General features: G+C 39.3%; 13 protein-coding genes, 2 tRNA genes and 1 pseudogene. 7 read left to right on the top strand and 9 right to left on the bottom strand.

The features are described 5' to 3' along the window. Positions 1-66: 66 nt before the first annotated feature. The 4 genes from NE363_RS01435 (at position 67) to NE363_RS01420 (ending at position 2,860) form a co-directional block, all read left to right on the top strand. Positions 67-1,485: an amino acid permease gene (locus tag NE363_RS01435; RefSeq protein WP_311086536.1), complete on the top strand. Its 1,419-nt coding sequence runs from the start codon at positions 67-69 to the stop codon at positions 1,483-1,485. A gap of 116 nt (positions 1,486-1,601) precedes the next feature. After that, positions 1,602-2,486, top strand: coding sequence for a hypothetical protein (locus NE363_RS01430; protein WP_396462582.1), 885 nt, complete (start codon positions 1,602-1,604; stop codon positions 2,484-2,486). A gap of 134 nt (positions 2,487-2,620) precedes the next feature. After that, positions 2,621-2,696: transfer RNA gene (locus tag NE363_RS01425), tRNA-Glu, on the top strand. Between the two features lie 88 nt (positions 2,697-2,784). Next, a tRNA-Glu gene (locus tag NE363_RS01420) sits at positions 2,785-2,860 on the top strand. 92 nt (positions 2,861-2,952) lie between these two features. Here the strand turns inward: NE363_RS01420 and NE363_RS01415 are convergent. Continuing rightward, positions 2,953-3,900: a hypothetical protein gene (locus NE363_RS01415; protein WP_319915099.1), complete on the bottom strand. Its 948-nt coding sequence runs from the start codon at positions 3,898-3,900 to the stop codon at positions 2,953-2,955. Between the two features lie 273 nt (positions 3,901-4,173). Between NE363_RS01415 and NE363_RS01410 the strand changes: the two genes are divergently transcribed. Beyond that, the gene (locus NE363_RS01410) at positions 4,174-4,512 is read left to right on the top strand and encodes a membrane protein (protein WP_002051673.1); all 339 of its coding nucleotides are present in this window, start codon (positions 4,174-4,176) and stop codon (positions 4,510-4,512) included. A gap of 18 nt (positions 4,513-4,530) precedes the next feature. On the opposite strand, the gene NE363_RS01405 is transcribed toward NE363_RS01410, so the two are convergent. From NE363_RS01405 to NE363_RS01375, 7 genes are all read right to left on the bottom strand, one after another. Beyond that, positions 4,531-5,487, bottom strand: coding sequence for a cation diffusion facilitator family transporter (locus NE363_RS01405; RefSeq protein WP_272340931.1), 957 nt, complete (start codon positions 5,485-5,487; stop codon positions 4,531-4,533). 131 nt (positions 5,488-5,618) lie between these two features. Then, a complete protein-coding gene (locus tag NE363_RS01400) occupies positions 5,619-8,777 on the bottom strand; it encodes an efflux RND transporter permease subunit (RefSeq protein WP_445535694.1) in 3,159 nt (1,052 codons plus the stop codon). Beyond that, the gene (locus tag NE363_RS01395; RefSeq protein ID WP_240287608.1) at positions 8,767-9,975 is read right to left on the bottom strand and encodes an efflux RND transporter periplasmic adaptor subunit; all 1,209 of its coding nucleotides are present in this window, start codon (positions 9,973-9,975) and stop codon (positions 8,767-8,769) included. Before NE363_RS01395 ends, NE363_RS01400 begins: the two co-directional genes overlap by 11 nt. Further along, positions 9,975-11,384, bottom strand: a complete 1,410-nt coding sequence (locus NE363_RS01390) for a TolC family protein (RefSeq protein ID WP_445535693.1) — start codon at positions 11,382-11,384, stop codon at positions 9,975-9,977. Before NE363_RS01390 ends, NE363_RS01395 begins: the two co-directional genes overlap by 1 nt. A gap of 57 nt (positions 11,385-11,441) precedes the next feature. Then, on the bottom strand, positions 11,442-11,837 hold the full coding sequence (locus NE363_RS01385) for a cation efflux protein, CzcI-like (protein ID WP_445535692.1): 396 nt from the start codon (positions 11,835-11,837) through the stop codon (positions 11,442-11,444). A gap of 509 nt (positions 11,838-12,346) precedes the next feature. Then, positions 12,347-12,964, bottom strand: a complete 618-nt coding sequence (locus NE363_RS01380) for a methyltransferase family protein (protein WP_240061740.1) — start codon at positions 12,962-12,964, stop codon at positions 12,347-12,349. 230 nt (positions 12,965-13,194) lie between these two features. Next, positions 13,195-13,593, bottom strand: a complete 399-nt coding sequence (locus NE363_RS01375; RefSeq protein ID WP_348887897.1) for a cation efflux protein, CzcI-like — start codon at positions 13,591-13,593, stop codon at positions 13,195-13,197. Positions 13,594-13,880: 287 nt separating this feature from the next. On the opposite strand from NE363_RS01375, the pseudogene NE363_RS01370 reads away from it, so the two are divergent. Beyond that, a pseudogene (locus NE363_RS01370) lies at positions 13,881-13,990 on the top strand (hypothetical protein); the annotation flags it as partial. Positions 13,991-14,080: 90 nt separating this feature from the next. Here NE363_RS01370 and ettA read toward each other — a convergent pair. Then, positions 14,081-15,742: an energy-dependent translational throttle protein EttA gene (gene ettA / locus NE363_RS01365; protein ID WP_004705132.1), complete on the bottom strand. Its 1,662-nt coding sequence runs from the start codon at positions 15,740-15,742 to the stop codon at positions 14,081-14,083. A 297-nt stretch (positions 15,743-16,039) separates the two neighbouring features. On the opposite strand from ettA, the gene NE363_RS01360 reads away from it, so the two are divergent. Beyond that, the gene (locus NE363_RS01360; RefSeq protein ID WP_445535691.1) at positions 16,040-17,317 is read left to right on the top strand and encodes an O-acetylhomoserine aminocarboxypropyltransferase/cysteine synthase family protein; all 1,278 of its coding nucleotides are present in this window, start codon (positions 16,040-16,042) and stop codon (positions 17,315-17,317) included. Positions 17,318-17,374: the final 57 nt, after the last annotated feature.

Genomic DNA, 17,374 nt, shown 5'->3' with positions numbered 1-17,374 from the left:
TCTTGATTGCACATTTGTCTATTTTATCTAAAATAGCGTCTTTCTCAAATTCTCTCAATGTGTAATATGCAGCCATCTGACAATCAACTAGATGCTCAGCATCAGAACAGTACTGCACCTTTAAAAAGAGCCATGAGTACTCGCCACCTTGTGATGTTATCGCTAGGGGGAGCAATCGGTACTGGTTTATTTTTAGGTTCAGGGGAAGTCATTTCACAAACTGGACCTATTGGCGCAATTATTGCCTACATTCTTGGGGGTGCGATTGCTTACATGGTTATGCTCTGCTTAGGCGAGCTGGCTGTCCATATGCCTGTTTCTGGCTCTTTTGGTGCATATGCGCAAAAGTACATTAGCCCAAGTACAGGTTACATGATTTCATGGATGTACTGGCTAACATGGACAGCAACGCTAGGAACCGAGTTTACCGCTGCTGCTCTACTGATGCAGGAATGGTTTCCACAAATTTCAATGTGGATCTGGACACTTATTTTTGCAGTAACTATTTTTGGACTAAATATTAGTTCAACTCGAGTATTCGCTGAGTCAGAGTTCTGGCTGGCACTGGTTAAGGTCGTTACCGTTATTGCCTTTATTGTGCTTGGGTTATTAGCCATTTTTGGTTTAATTCCTTTTCATGGCGCTCAAACTGCTCCTCTGTTTAGTAATTTAACTGCCCAAGGCTGGTTCCCACACGGTTTCCTCCCTATCTTTACGACCATGCTGATTGTGAATTTCGCGTTCTCTGGAACAGAACTGATTGGTGTGGCTGCTGGTGAAACGAAAGATCCTGCACAGAACGTCCCTAAAGCAATTAATGCTGCAATCTGGCGTCTTCTTATTTTCTTTGTAGGCACCATTATTGTGATTAGCGCATTACTTCCTTTCCAGCTTGCAGGCTTAAGCAGTGAAAGTGTAAGTAGTAGTCCTTTCGTTACTGTATTTAATTACATCGGGATTCCATATGCTGATGACATCATTCGTTTTGTAATTATTACGGCACTACTCTCAGCTGCAAATTCAGGTTTGTATGCAGCTTCACGTATGATGTGGTCTTTATCAGAACAAAAACTCCTTCCAAGTGTATTTGCCACACTTTCAAAAAGTGGAACACCTATTGTGGCTCTGGTTGTTACCATGTTTGGCGCAATCCCAGGTTTGTTATCGGAACAGTTTGCACCTGAAACCATCTTTAAAAACTTACTCGGTGTTGCAGCTTTTACCATGGTTATTGTCTGGATGAGTATTTGTTTAAGTCAGTTCAATTTCCGCCGCCAATGGTATAGATCAGGTCATACAGTTAAAGATTTAAAATATGCGGCACCACTATTCCCTATCGTTCCAATTTTAGGTTTTCTTTTCTGCTTTATTACCTGTTTAAGTATGGCAGCTGACCCTCAAATGCGAGCTGGTTTTGTAGGTTGCTTAATTTTTACTGCTTTATGCTATGTAAGTTACTTTATTTTTTATCGCGACAAAGCTTAAGTGCTTGTAATTAAAAAGTGTAGCAAAAAGCTACACTTTTTTTTGCCTAGATACTGGCTTTATAGAATCTACCGTTGTAGATTAAAATTTATATTAAAAACAATTCTTTGCCTACAATGAAAATTATATTTATCCATGGGATGAATCAACAGAATTACACCGCACATCGTTTAAAGGAGCATTGGCTAAAAGTATTTAAACTCGGCTTAAAACAATTACATTGTAGAGTTAATTTAAGAGATCTACATATACATATGCCATTTTATGGCGATTTAATGACGAAATATCAATTATCCAATCAATTAGACCTAAACACCTTACTTCCAAAATCTTTTAACTTTCATTTACCTATCCATTTAAACCAGCAAGCCTCTACACCTAAGGAGCATACTCCTTTTGTACCCCATCTCCCCCTTTCTCCTGATCAACCTGCAGAAAGCTTATCAGAACGTTTATATCTGACTTCACAGTTAGTAAAAGATCGTGTTCTTAAAGAAATGGTGGTTCTTTTAAATAATTTTCCCAAACTACATGAGAGTTTAATTCAACAATTCTTGATTGAAACTTACATGTACTTATCTAATCCTGATTTTATGTACGAAGTTCACCAAAGAATTTTAAAACAAATGCATGATGATGAAGAGTGCATTGTAGTCGCACACTCTTTGGGCTCTGTGATCGCATTTCACTTGTTATCAGATCCGGCTTATCATTTTTCAGTACAACGCTTTGTTACCTTGGCTTCACCACTTTCTTTTCGGGTGATCCAAAGTAAACTTCCCATTCCGATTGAACGACCAAAATGCCTCAATGGTGATTGGTATAATTTCTACTCAAAAGATGATTTTTTAACTGCTTTCCCGTTAAGTGAAGCACCTTTTGATTTTACCCCGCCCATCATTAATCAAGAAATTTTTACTTTTGCTAACCAGCCCCATGAAATTGTTGGTTACTTACAACATCACGAAGTTATCAAAGCCATTATCGAACCTTTTCAATAAAAATTAGCCATAAATGACTATATTTTCTACAATTTGAGTTATTTTTAATCGCTTGACTGTTTTTTTTAATATTTCTTCAGAAAACTATTTGACACTTTTATTAAATCGACCTAATATACGCCCACCTCTGAAACGTCCCTATCGTCTAGAGGCCTAGGACATCGCCCTTTCACGGCGGTAACCGGGGTTCGAATCCCCGTAGGGACGCCACTAAATTCGAGGAAAAGCAAAGATTAATTATCTTTGCCGAGAATTTAGGAAAGCAGTTTACTGCGCGCAGGTAACTAGCCTCATATAAGTCCCTATCGTCTAGAGGCCTAGGACATCGCCCTTTCACGGCGGTAACCGGGGTTCGAATCCCCGTAGGGACGCCAAATTCTAAAAAGCCACTGCATAACGACAGTGGCTTTTTTCTTATCTAGATAATAAAAAAGCTGATCAACAATCAGCTTTTCATCAATATAATTTAATTCGCAATTCCAACTTGGACTTCAAGACGACCTGATTGAACACGCAGACCTTTTATTTCAAATTGATCTACCAGTTGCTGCACAAGCTCACGGCTTTCTCTCAAAATATTGAGCCCCGGTAAAATACTAAAGTCTGTCAAGCTTAAAAGTTTTTCTACCATCCATGAACGGTTGTTAATGAAGTCAATAAATCCTGCCTGTTCAAGATCAATAAACCACATACGATGACCATCACGCTGAATGCCTGGAATATCACGAATTAAATGATTAATCAGCGATGGTATAGGCAACATATTAATGACTTCAAAACCGACTCGCCCAATTCGACGGACTGCCCAATTCGACAATGTTCCACCATGACGAATTTGCACATCGAGACTCTCATCCATTTGGCGTAAGCGTAAGAATTTTTCTTGCCCAATACGGCATTCTAATACCCGAAAATCTAAACTAAGCCGATACAGGAAACGGTGATAGTGCCCATCGATTTCAACCTGAAACCGATCATTGCCACATTGAACTTTAATATCATCAATTTCTGACCGATCTATTCGTTTACGAATTTGGCTGTTTAACAGCATTTCAGGCAAATATAAATTCAGCGTACTCTTACCTAGAAAAGTACGGGCCATAATTAACGCAACCTGACGCGCAGTTTCACTGGTTTCAGACACCATATCTCTAACAGTTCCTGCTGCCAGATTGGTCATGCCAACGACTCCACGCTTTGTATGAGTTGTTACATGGTCTAAAGCATCTAAGGCTGCATCTGCAACCTCTGCAAGATTACGTGTCGTATCACTAGCAAATCCGACGGCATCATGAGCATGTTGCAAGGTCTTATGCAGCAAACGGCGTGAGAATGACAGTTTTATAGGGTCAGGGTTCCCTGAAACTGTTGATGTCGTTATAGGCTTCGACTTATTGTCATCTTCTTGACCCAAGTCCCTCTCCTTTTTATATTTCTTTCACATCCTATTAATCAGCTTTTCAGCTCATTCCCAGTGTTGAACACACTTGGTTTTTATCTAGATTAGCATGCTCTACAGTATTATTTTAACTTTTATGTGTACGCATAAATCATCATTTTTATATATATACTTGTTTCAAAAAAGTATTTTATATCTAATCATCACCTCACTTTTCTAAAGCCCTACAAATTTTTTCCTTTCTCTGCATTTCCGTTAGAATAGATTCAAATTTAATGTGGAGCTGTCATGCAATATCGTTGCCCTCAATGTCAAAGTGTTAAAATTATGCCTGTAAGCCAAGGTGTTAACAGTGCCAAGCCTGTTGTGCCTAAGAGCTTAGTGATTTTAGTTCCTGCCATTTTTGTACTATTACTCTTGGTTGTGATTAGTATTTTTATGTGGATTTTTGGCAATGGTGCTGGCACTTCTCTACAAATTGCAACGGTCGTTGTTTTTGTTGTGACTTTAGGGGCAGGTTTTATGTTCTGGCGTGATTTGCCGGACTTTAAATTGTCTATGCAAGCATTTATGCAGTCACAAAAACACTGGAAATGTCGTGACTGCAATCACGAATGGGAAATTTAAAAAAGTATTCACATCAGCTTAATGCTGATGTGAATGTTCTTTATCAGTCTCATCATGTTCATGTGAAGCATGTTGAGCGATATGCTGGCAATTGATCTCAGCATCATCTTCAATTTGCAATGTCACTTCACCAATACCATGCTCATGAGAAAGCATTTCAACAGCATCTTGATAGAGCTTAGTACGGTCAGCTTCAGGCGCAAATAAGTGCACGGTTAAATGGATGTTTTTAGACGTAATCGCCCATACCTTGAGTTGGTGAATACTTTCAACACCATTTAAAGACAATAAATCTGCACGTAACTTTTCGATATCGACTTCTTCGGGTACGCCTTCGAGCAAAATATTGATACTTTGTTTAAGTAAAACCCATGTTCTCGGTAATACCCAAAAACCAATCAGTACCGCAATAATCGTATCGACCCAGTACCAGTTGGTGAAGTAAATCACAACTGCACCAATAATAACGCCAACCGAGCCTAGCGCATCACTCAATACCTCTAAATAAGCACCTTTTACATTTAAGCTGTTATTGGCACTCGACATGAGGATTTTCATTGAGATGAGGTTAATCACCAAACCAATGGTTGCCACAATGAGCATGCCCACACTTTGAATTTCAGGTGGCTGAGAGAAGCGGATATAGGCTTCGTATAAAATATAAATTGCCACCACGAAAAGCATGAGTGCATTAAATAATGCAGCCAAAATTTCAAAGCGCTGATAACCAAAAGTACGTTTATTATCGGCTGGACGCTTTGCGATCTGAATTGCAACCAAAGCAATTGCCAAAGCAGCAGCATCAGTAAACATATGTGCAGCGTCGGAGAGTAATGCCAAACTTTGCGTGATTAAACCAGCAACAACCTCAACAATTAAAAATGTTGAGGTGAGTGCTAAAGCAATCATTAATTTCTTAGCATTACCTTCAGTCACTACAGCATGACTATGATCATGACCATGTTGTCCACCCATTTTGCGGACTCCTTATTATTTATCTTTATGGAGAGGTAAAAGTAATGATAGATACATCTCTACTTTTACCTCTTTCAAACACTTTTTTGAATTGACGCTATCATCAAAAAAGATATCTCAAAACGATGACATTATGAATGCTCAGTGCTTTTCGTTTTGCTTTCATTCATCCATCGATAAATGACTGGTAATAAAACCAAAGTTAATATCGTAGATGAAATAATGCCACCGATTACGACCGTTGCCAAAGGTCGTTGCACTTCTGCTCCGGTTCCTGTAGCCAAAGCCATCGGAATAAAACCAAGTGAAGCAACAAATGCTGTCATTAATACCGGACGTAATCGTAAGACCGCTCCTTTCCAAGTTGCTGCATGAACATCTAAGGTTGCTCTCAGTTCTTTAATAAACGTGAGCATGACCAAACCATTCAATACTGCAACACCCGATAAAGCGATGAAACCGACCCCAGCAGACATGGAAAGTGGAATATCCCTCAACCATAAAGCTACTAATCCACCAGACAAAGCGAAAGGAACTCCGCTAAACACCAGTAAGCTGTCTTTAAAATTACTAAATACAGCCATCAACAACACAAAGATCATGATGAGTGCCATTGGTACGACAACTTGCATTCTTGCTGTAGCAGAAGCAAGATTTTCAAATTGTCCTCCATAACCTAACCAGTAGCCACTAGGTAGCTTTTGCTGTGCCAGTTTGCTTTGCATCTCTTGTACAAAAGACCCAAGGTCACGATCACGCACATTTGCTGTCACAATGACGCGGCGCTTACCATTTTCACGGCTTACTTGAGCAAGGCCTAGAATATTCTCAACCTTAGCGACGTCTTGTAACTGGATCAAACCACCGTTTGGTAAGCGAATCGGTAACTGAGCTAACTGCTGAGGCGTACGCATGTTTTCCTGTAAACGAATCACAAAATCGAAACGTCTATCGCCCTGTAAAATTTGTCCTACACTCTGCCCACCGATACTGGCTGCAACAATATCCTGAATAGACTTGACTGATAAACCGTATTGGGCAGCTAATGCATGATCAACATCTACATTCAGTAATGGCAACCCGTCAGTCTGTTCAACTTTGACTTCACTAGCACCTTGAATACTACGTAGCTGTTGGGCTATTTTCTCTGCTTCCTGATTGAGGACCTGCATATCATCCCCAAAAACTTTCACGCCAATATCACTTCGTACACCTGAAATAAGCTCATTAAAACGTAGTTCAATCGGTTGTGAGAATTCACTGTTATTACCAGGAATCTGGTTCACGAATTGCAGCATTCTGGCACGCAATTCATCTATTGTTTCTTTAGGGTTTGGCCACTGATCATGTGGTTTTAATAGAACAATACCATCGGAAATATTTGGAGGCATGACATCGGTAGCAACCTCGGCTGTTCCTGTTCTGGCAAAAATGGCTTTAATTTCGGGGAAGGCTTTCAGTAACTGCTTTTCGACGTTCTCCTGAATTTTAAGCGACTCTTCTATGCCTGTGCTTGGAGCACGCATGAGTTGCAATGCAAAATCACCTTCACTTAACTGAGGTGCGAACTCACTTCCTACTCTTGTTGCAACTGCACTTGTTAAAATCAAGATGCTGACCGCTGCTGTAACAACAACATATCGAAAGGCATATGCTTTATCGAGTAAGCCTGCATAACCTTTTTTCAAGGTCATCATCCAACGGCTTTCTTTTTCCTTCACTTCACCCGTAACAAACAAAGCGACAGCTGCCGGCACAAAGGTCACAGATAAAATAATTGCTCCCAATAGCGCTAGGACAACGGTCATTGCCATAGGATGGAACATTTTTGCTTCTACGCCTGCCAGAGCAAAAATTGGTAGGTATACGACCATAATAATGATCTGACCAAATATTAATGGGCGTCGTGCCTGTTTAGCTGCGAGGAAGACCTCTGTAAAACGTTCTGAACGTGTTAATAAACGACCTTTTAAATGCTGTGCTTCAGCTAAACGCCGAATACAGTTTTCAACAATAACAACTGCCCCATCCACAATGATCCCGAAGTCCAAAGCTCCTAAGCTCATGAGGTTAGCACTGATTTTTTGTTCGGCCATACCTGTTAAGGTAAAAAGCATTGCCAACGGAATAATACAAGCGGTGATTAAAGCGGCGCGAAAGTTTCCTAAAAAAATGAAAAGAATAACGATGACTAAAATCGCCCCTTCAATCAAATTTTTGGCTACTGTTTTAATCGCTTTATCTACGAGACTACTACGATCATAGACTGTCTCAATCACGACACCCTGAGGGAGTGATTTTTGAATTTCTTGAACTTTCTGATCAATCGCTTTGGCAATAGTTTTACTGTTTTCCCCCATCATCATCATGGCGATACCTAAAACAGTTTCCTGTCCATTATAGGTAGCACCACCAGTACGCAAGTCATGACCAATCGATACTGAGGCCACATCAGCAACCCGTATAGGTAAACCGTTTTTCGTAGCGACCGTAACGTTCTGAATGTCTTGTATCGACGTCAGCATACCCGGAACACGAACTGTGAGTTGCTGACCATTCTCTTCAATAAATCCAGCACCGCGGTTTTCATTGTTATTTTGAAGCGCATCCTGTAAGTCGGTGAGTGGAATCTGCAACTGCTGTAACCGCGTCAGATCTGGTGAAACCACATAGGTTTTGTTATATCCCCCAATACTATTAACCTCGGCTACCCCTTGTACGCGTTGTAACTGAGGACGAATAATCCAGTCTTGAATTTCACGCAGATCCATCGCGCTATAGGCTGAACCATCTGCTTTTTTTGCATTTGGCTCTGCTTTTACCACCCATTGATAAATCTCACCCAGTCCAGTTGAAATTGGAGACATTTGCGGATCAATGCTATCGGGTAAAGCACTCTTAGCTTCTTGTAAACGCTGGTTAATTAACTGTCTTGCCCAGTAAATATCTGTACCATCTTTAAAGATAATCGTGACCTGAGAAAGACCATATCTGGAAATTGAACGCGTCTGTTCCAGATTTGGAATACCAGACATGGCATTTTCAATCGGATAAGTAATCCTTTGCTCAACTTCAGGTGCCGTAAAGCCATTGGCCTGACTATTGATTTGTACCTGCACATTGGTGATATCTGGCACGGCATCAATTGAAAGTTTCTGGTAGCTATAAATTCCAACACCAATCCAAGCAATGACAAACATCATGACCCAAATGGCATTTTTAATTGAAAACTGAATGATCCGATCAAACAAACCTTCAGCCTCTGGCAAATCAGGTTTATTAATGTCCATGCTCAGCCTCCCCTTTTTCTAGTTCGGACTTGAGCAAAAAACTACCTTGAGTTACATATTGCTGCTTTTCAGTAATTCCGGATTTAACCTCGACCCATTGTGCATCTGAAGAATAATTGCCTAACTCTACGGTAACTGGAGCGAAATGAATTTTGTCTTTCTCTTGTTTTGCAACAAAGACCACATTCTTTCCATCAATCTGTTGTACCGCTGCCTTGTTAACCCGTAATACCGTCGCTGCATTATTTTGTTTCAGTAACACGTTGACCATTAAGTTAGGACGTAATTCTTTTGAAGGTGTCAGCACCTTGGCCCGAACCTGTAATCGACCAGTTTGACTATCCGCTTCTGACGTTAAACTTTGTACCTGCGCTTTGAAAATATTATTCGTTTGCAGTGATTTAAATTCAATTTCCTGATTAGGCTGAATATTGGTATTTGTACTTGGTAACACAAACTCAACCCATAGCTGATCTAGGCGATCAATCACAAATAATTGTTTTTCAGGGCCAATTTGCTCACCAATGACGATGTCTTTATTGCTGATTACACCACTTAAAGGTGCTGTTAAAACATATCGACCACTACTTGAACGATTCGCTCCCAAGGCACTTAATCGGCTATTTGCAGCTTGTACCTGAATTTGCGCCTGACGATAAGCATTGTAAGCACGCTGATAATCTTGACGTGCTGAAACACCCTGTTCCCACAATTGCTTTTCACGTTGATAATCTTGCTGAGCTAATGTGAGCGCTTCTTGTGCCATGCTTAAGTTAGCTTGTTGATCGACCAAATCTGGTACAAATAAAGTCGCAAGCGCCTGACCCTTTTCAACTTGTTGTCCCAGCGCAACATTTACACTATCCACTCGTGCAGAAAAAGTAGAAGAGACATGTGCTTGCTGGTCTGTATTTACAACGAGTTTGGCAGGATAAGAAAGACTCTGTTCAACTTCTCCACGTCCTACTTGCTCTAACTTCACACCATATTCAACCAGTTGCTTAGAAGTCAGATTTAAACTTCCTTCCTCTTTTTCAGACTCACCATGGCCTGCTTCACCTTCTGTATGTCCTTCTTCACTTTTCTCAGTATTAGGCTGTTTTTTCCCTGAGAAAAATAACCAAGCACTTATAACAAGACAAACTATCAGGAGCAAAATAGCAATAAGCCATTGGTTTTTCATTTTTTTAACTGACATTACTCTGCCCCTCCAACTGTCGGCAACTTATAAGTGTCTTGCCATAAATTTTGATTAATTTGATTTAATGCATCCCCAGCCATCACCATATTAGGATCGATCCCGAGAGCTAAACTTTCTGCTTCAATTGCTTTTTGCCAAGCAGATTTAAGTAGTTGAACTTTTTTCAACCTTTGTTCTTGTAATTGCAGGGTAGATTGCTGAACATCAGTAATTGCGAATTTACCGACTTTGAAACCAAGCAACATTTTCTCCTGTACCGTTTCTGATAAAGGAATCTGCTGTTCATTCATCAAGTTATATTGCTGCTTTAAACCAGCCAACTCGTACTGTAAGGTGCGTATAGAATCTAAGCTTTGCTTTTTATAAAAACTTTGCTGCTGGGCAATTAAGTCAAGTTTGCTTTGAGCAATTTTCAGGGCATATTGTTGACGATTAAAAATATTTAAGGGAACTGCAATACCTACTCGAATCTGATTTTCAGTACTATTTGTATCTGCAGTTTTACTACGAACTACCCCCATATTTACCGTAGGCGTAGGGCGATTTTTTGCTTTTAAATAATTAATTTCAGAATTTTGCTGTATTGCTTGAAGCCGCATGGACTGTTCTAACAAATTCTGTTTTAAGTATTGATCGATATCACCTTCATTTTTTAAAGGCCAAGCACTTTTGATATCTGGACGTAAGGTGAAGTTATCTTCCGTCTCACCCCATAAGTTCGCCAGTTTTCGTTTGGCACTACTCAGTGATAATTCAACTTCTTGATATAAACGCTGATTTTCAACATGCGTCATTAAAGTCCGGTCTAAATCAACCTGAGCAATACTGCCTGCTTGAAAGCGTAAACGCGTAGCATCAAGAAAGTTTTGACTTGTTCTTAACTGAGCTTTTGCAACCTCATGTTGAAGCTCTAAAATTGATACTTGTGACCATAAATATTTAACAGCCAGCTTCAGTTGAGCGTCATACAAAACCTGATTTAACTCAACTTGATTTTGCTGGACAGTTGCTAGTTTTTTTGCCGCGGAGCGTACACCAAAAATATCTAGCTTTTGGGAGATACCAAGTTCAAGCTCCTGATCTTTTCCAGAGTTAAAACCCGTTTGCTGTACTGAAACAGTAGGATTTTCCCATAGCTGGCTCTGCTTGATATTACTGTCTGCAATATCTTGTTGAGCTTGCCAAATTCCTGTTTGAGTCTGAAACTGCTTAACTTGATCAAGTACTTGGTCGAACGTTAAAACATTCTGTACGCGCTGCGCTTGAGTGTTCTCAGCAAGATTTTGATTTGAACTAGCAGCAGTTGTTATCACACTAGCTGAAAGTGCAACAGCAACAACTAATGATTTAAGTACCCAAGATGAACTCAGACTAACGAAACGTTTTTCGTATAAAAAAATAGACATAAAATAACCCTATGAAATAAATAATATTTCTGGTGGGCTAATTTTCGGCTACCCCACCTATAGCAGGGTTAAAACAGGAGGCGGATCTTGTTTAGAGATATGAGGGGACTTATAAGAATTGGACCAATAGTATTGTTGTTTGAGCTCAGATGACCGCATTAACGGTGAAATAATTTTTTCTTGCGCTTCTACAATCACAACATGAAAACATGAAGGTAAATGATCATGATGATCAGACAAGTTCAAAGGAGCTTTGTGAGTGGTCCCTGTGACGTCAGTCTTTTCAGTATGGCTATGCTGTGAAATTTCATAATTCAACGCTGCATGATGACCAAAATGATGCAATGCTTTTTCCTGATTTTCATGGGCGCAGAATGCCGCTGCCACATTCCATAAACTTTGGAATATAAGCAAACAGAACAAGACGGACATGAAAAGTGCAGAACGTGGCAACAGCACACCATTAAACTAAAAAGTTGAACAAGGGCACTATAGCAGGCTCATAGCATGTAATAAAATTACATCTCTGAATGCCAACATAGAAACAATACCGTATAACTTGGATTAAAGATAAATAAGCCATTAAAAATATTTATCTTTATAGCTAGAAAGCTAATTATTAAATAATTAGCTTTCTGCAAAAATAAAAATTATTTACGTTTACATGTTAAATGAAGATTCTTACTTTTTTCCGTTTTAGCTTTTGTTTCTTGCTGAGACTTAATATTCTTTTCGAGGAATATTAATCCTCCATCAGCATGAGCCAAACTCGTTGAAAGAAATAGAACCATCAAAGCCGATTTTATATTTAATTTAATTAACATCATAATCACCTAATCTAAATATTCCGAATGTATTTAAGGAGTTAATCCTTAAATACATATAATTTTTTTGCATGCCTCGATTCATCAATTCAGTACACTCTTCCGATTCTTTGAAAAGCATGCACATTTCACTTTTTACTAGAACCAACTAAATAATGAAGGAAGAACACCATGCGATCGCAGCTCATCAAAAAGTTGGACCAACGCAGCAATCCAGATAAACCAAACGACTTGAGTCAAAAAAATACGAAAGTGCTTTGGTGAAACTTGATAAAAATCTGGTTCTTTAAAATTTTGGAAACTGGGTAAAAAACGAGGAATTGTTTTTACATAATCTGAATATGCTGTTCCATATTTTTCACTTAAAAAAGCTTCTTCTTGGCTTATGACATAATGGTAATAACAGAAGAAATACAGCGTGAATAATATGGGAAAAATGAAAGTCTCAGTAATCAACATGATTCCGAGTCCTCCCAAATAGCTAAACAGATATAGAGGATTTCGACACAGAGAATATGGGCCGTCAGTCACTAACTTGGCATTTTTAAATCCGGAAATGTAAAGACTGCACCATATTCTTCCCATTACTCCGATACCAACAAATAGCCATCCAAAAACCCATAAGATATGTTCTACAAATGCCGCCTGAAAATGCCATTTGCTAAAACTTAAAGCGAGAATAATAGCCAAAACAAAACCAATAACTCTGGAACTCACAGTTCGAACACGGGGGGAAAATAAAATATTCATTTCCATAATCCCCCATCACTGTGAATACTCAGAGACAAGGTAACTGTTTTGTTTAGATGATATTTCTGTTCTTCAGAAAAATTTGATGAAAACTTATATTCTGCCTTTTGAGTAGAGTAAAGACGTGAATATCTAAATGAGTAATCCACATAGAGGACTACCGTGCCTTGTTTGCACATATAATTAACCCTTTGAAATAAATAAATTTCTAGTGGGTTATTTTTCGGCTACCCCACCTATAGCGGGGTTAAAACAGGAGGGGGATTTAAGTCTCCAAGATACGGAGACTTATAAAAATTAGACCAGTAATAGACTTGTGAACGCTCATGTACATATACAACAGGTTCTTGAGCCTGTTTGGCGTTATCAGTCATGACTACATGAAAACATGAAGGTAAATGATCATGATGATCTTGCCAACTTAGTGGAGCATTATCAGAATTTTCTACAATACCCACATGTTCAGTCTGCATATGGTCTGAAGATTGATACACATTTAAATCTGCATGATGACCAAAATGTTGTAATGCTGTTCCCCTATTTTCATGCACACAAAATGCTGCTGCCACATTCCATAAGCTTTGGAATATAAGCAAACTAAACAAGACGGACATAAAAACTGTAGAACGTGCCAACGGTACACCATGACAGTAAATTGCACAGAGTTACTATAGCAGGCAATCTACATGTAATAAAATTACAGAATTTTGATTTATAGGTTCAGTTCTTGTAAATCAAATTGTTCCTAAATTTTCTTTCGTGACTAAAAATTTAAAAATTAGGATTTCAAAAAAATACTGCCTAATTGTAAAAAATATAAATGCAGCTTTTATATCCTTTCACTTCAATTAGTTATAAAAAAGAAGTTTAGCAAATCACTAATACCTTAAAAGCCGAGTCGATAATTTCAAAACTTTAACTAATCGCCTTACAGCAAAAAGATGAAATACGTTTAAACGTGTAACACGTATGGCGCTTTATCCTTTAGCAATGGCATTTGATGTGATTACAGTAGAACCCTCTCCTATCTGATCAGATTTAAGAGGTGACTTTAATAAATAAGAGTTTGACTCATAAAAACAGAAAAACCAGCCCTTAGGCTGGTTTTTCATTTACGGATAATTAACCCGTAATCTTTTTGTATTTCGTACGTTTTTGAGATGCATCTTCGCCTAAACGTGACTGACGGTAAGCTTCATATTCTGCATAGTTACCAGTGTAGAATTCTGGCTGTTCGTTCTCAAATGACAAGATGTGTGTTGCAATACGGTCAAGGAACCAACGGTCATGCGATACCACCATTACCGTACCTGGGAACACAAGAATTGCATCCTCAAGCGCACGTAACGTTTCAATATCCAAGTCGTTCGATGGCTCATCCAGTAAGATCACGTTTGCGCCCATCTGTAAGATCTTCGCAAGTTGTAAACGGTTACGTTCACCACCAGACAATTCACCTACACGTTTTTGCTGATCTTGGCCTTTAAAGTTAAAGCGACCAATATAAGCACGTGATGCGATTTCGTAATCACCAATTTTCAGGATATCTAAACCGCCAGAAACTTCTTCCCAAACCGTTTTATTGTTATCCAAGGTGTCACGAATCTGACCTACGTAAGCCACTTTAACCGACTCACCTAAAGTCACAGTACCCGTATCCGGTTGCTGTTCGCCAGTCATCATACGGAATAAAGTGGTTTTACCCGCACCGTTTGGACCAACGATACCCACAATAGCTGTTGGAGGCACGGTAAACGTTAAGTTTTCGTACAATAAGCGACCATCGAATGATTTGCTGATGCCTTCCACTTCCACAACTTTATTACCCAAACGAGGGCCAGGTGGAATATAGATTTCAGACGTTTCATTACGTTGTTGGAATTCTTTAGAGTTAAGCTCTTCAAAACGTTCCATACGTGCTTTGTTTTTCTTTTGCTGACCCTTCGCATTTGAACGAACCCATTCAAGTTCTTTTTTCAATGCTTTAGCAAAAGATTCTTCTTGTTTCTGCTCTTGTTCTAAACGAGCATTTTTCTGTTCTAACCAAGAAGAGTAGTTACCTTGGTAAGGAATACCATGCCCACGGTCAAGCTCCAAGATCCACTCGGCAACGTTATCAAGGAAATAACGGTCATGCGTAATCGCAACGATTGTGCCAGGGAAGTCTTTCAAGAAACGCTCTAACCAAGATACAGACTCTGCATCCAAATGGTTCGTCGGTTCGTCAAGAAGAAGCATGTCAGGCTTAGAAAGCAATAAACGACAAAGCGCTACACGACGACGTTCACCACCTGAAAGTAATGTTACATCTGCATCCCAAGCTGGAAGGTTCAAGGCATCTGCCGCGATTTCAAGCTGGTTATTTAGGTTGTGCGCATCCCAAGCATGGATAATTGATTCTAATTTTTCCTGCTCTTTTGCAAGCGCATCAAAATCTGCATCTGGGTCTGCATATTCTGCAAATACCTGATCAAGACGTTCTAAAGCATCTAAAGCTTCACGTACGCCATCTTCAACGTTACCACGAACGTCTTTCGTTGGATCAAGTGGCGGCTCTTGCTCTAAATAGCCGATTTTAATTCCAGGTTGTGCACGAGCTTCGCCAGAGAAATCTTTATCTACGCCAGCCATAATACGAAGCAAGGTAGATTTACCCGCACCGTTCAAACCGAGAACACCAATTTTGGCACCCGGGAAAAATGATAAAGAGATGTCTTTTAAGATTTCGCGCTTTGGCGGAACCATTTTAGACACTCGGTTCATCGTATAAATATATTGGGCCACGCAGGACTCCTCAATTGAAAAACCAATACATCGCAAGAAGCGATAAAATAATCGCGCGTATTATACGATGAAAACACTAACGACTTGAAGTTATGATTTCCATCGTACGGATTTATCAAACAATTTTCTTTTTCAATAAGTTGCAAAATGTTTATGTATAAGATTTATACAACGTTTCAGCGTATATTTTTCTATCTTTATTCCTAAAATTGGAAAACAAACCAGAATTTCTGCAATTTTCTATATAAATTTTAGGCTAGACTCGCTCAATATTTAACTCACGAAGATAAAGTAATCATGACTTATAAAGACGAAACCTTAGCCATTCACGCAGGCTACACTCCTGAAGCAACAACCAAAGCGGTCGCTGTTCCTATTTATCAAACCACTTCTTATACCTTCGATAATACACAGCATGGTGCAGACCTTTTCGACTTAAAAGTACAAGGTAATATTTATACTCGTATTATGAACCCCACCACTGCTGTACTTGAGCAACGCCTTGCAGCACTCGAAGGAGGCATTGGTGCTTTAGCTTTAGCATCTGGAATGGCAGCCATTACTTATGCCATTCAGACCATTACTGAAGCTGGAGATAATATTGCTTCTGTCTCAACTTTATATGGTGGCACATATAACTTATTTGCCCACACGTTGCCAAAACAAGGGATTGAAGTTCGCTTTTTTGATTATCAAAAACCTGAAAGCTTGCGTAACTTAATTGATGATAAAACTAAACTTGTTTTTGTTGAGTCAATTGGTAACCCGCTCGGTAATATCATTGATCTAGAAGAAATTTCAAAAATTGCACATGAATATGGGGTACCTGTCGTTGTCGATAACACGGTTGCCACCCCTGCTTTATTAAAACCATTTCAATATGGCGCCGATATCGTTATCCATTCGCTTACTAAATATATTGGTGGCCATGGCAATAGTATTGGCGGTGCGATTGTCGATAGCGGTAAATTTCCTTGGGGTAAATATCCCGAGCGTTTTAAAGTTTTGAATACACCAGATCCAAGCTATCATGGTGTGAACTATGTCGAAGCATTAGGTGAGGCCGCTTATATTGCGCGAGCACGTGTAGTGCCATTACGCAATACAGGCGCAGCTATTAGCCCGCTCAGTGTTTTCTTAATTTTACAGGGTCTAGAAACGCTTAATTTACGGATGGAACGCCATACTGAAAATGCACAGAAAGTCGCGGAATATTTGCAAAATCATCCAAAAGTAAAATGGGTCAATTACGCAGGCTTAAAAGATCATCCACAACACCAACTTGCGCAAAAATATGTAAAGGGTAAACCTTCTGCAATTTTATCCTTTGGTGTTCAAGATGGTCGTGAAGGGGGTACTCGCTTCATTGACGCTCTACAGCTATTTACTCGTCTGGTGAATATTGGTGATGCGAAAAGTCTGGCGTGTCATCCTGCAACAACCACTCACCGCCAGCTCAATGAACAAGAACTAAAAGCTGCCGGCGTAAGTGAAGATATGGTTCGTCTTTCTATCGGTATTGAGCATGTTGATGACCTAATTGCTGACTTAGAACAAGCACTTTCATCTGTATAATTTTTAAACTAACAAATAAGCCTCTGGAATATAGAGGCTTTTTTATTTTCATTTGAT

The sequence above is a fragment of the Acinetobacter sp. G18 genome, assembly GCF_052660225.1.
The sequence above is the reverse complement of the archived record's forward strand: the minus strand, read 5'-3'. Positions and strand labels throughout refer to the sequence as shown.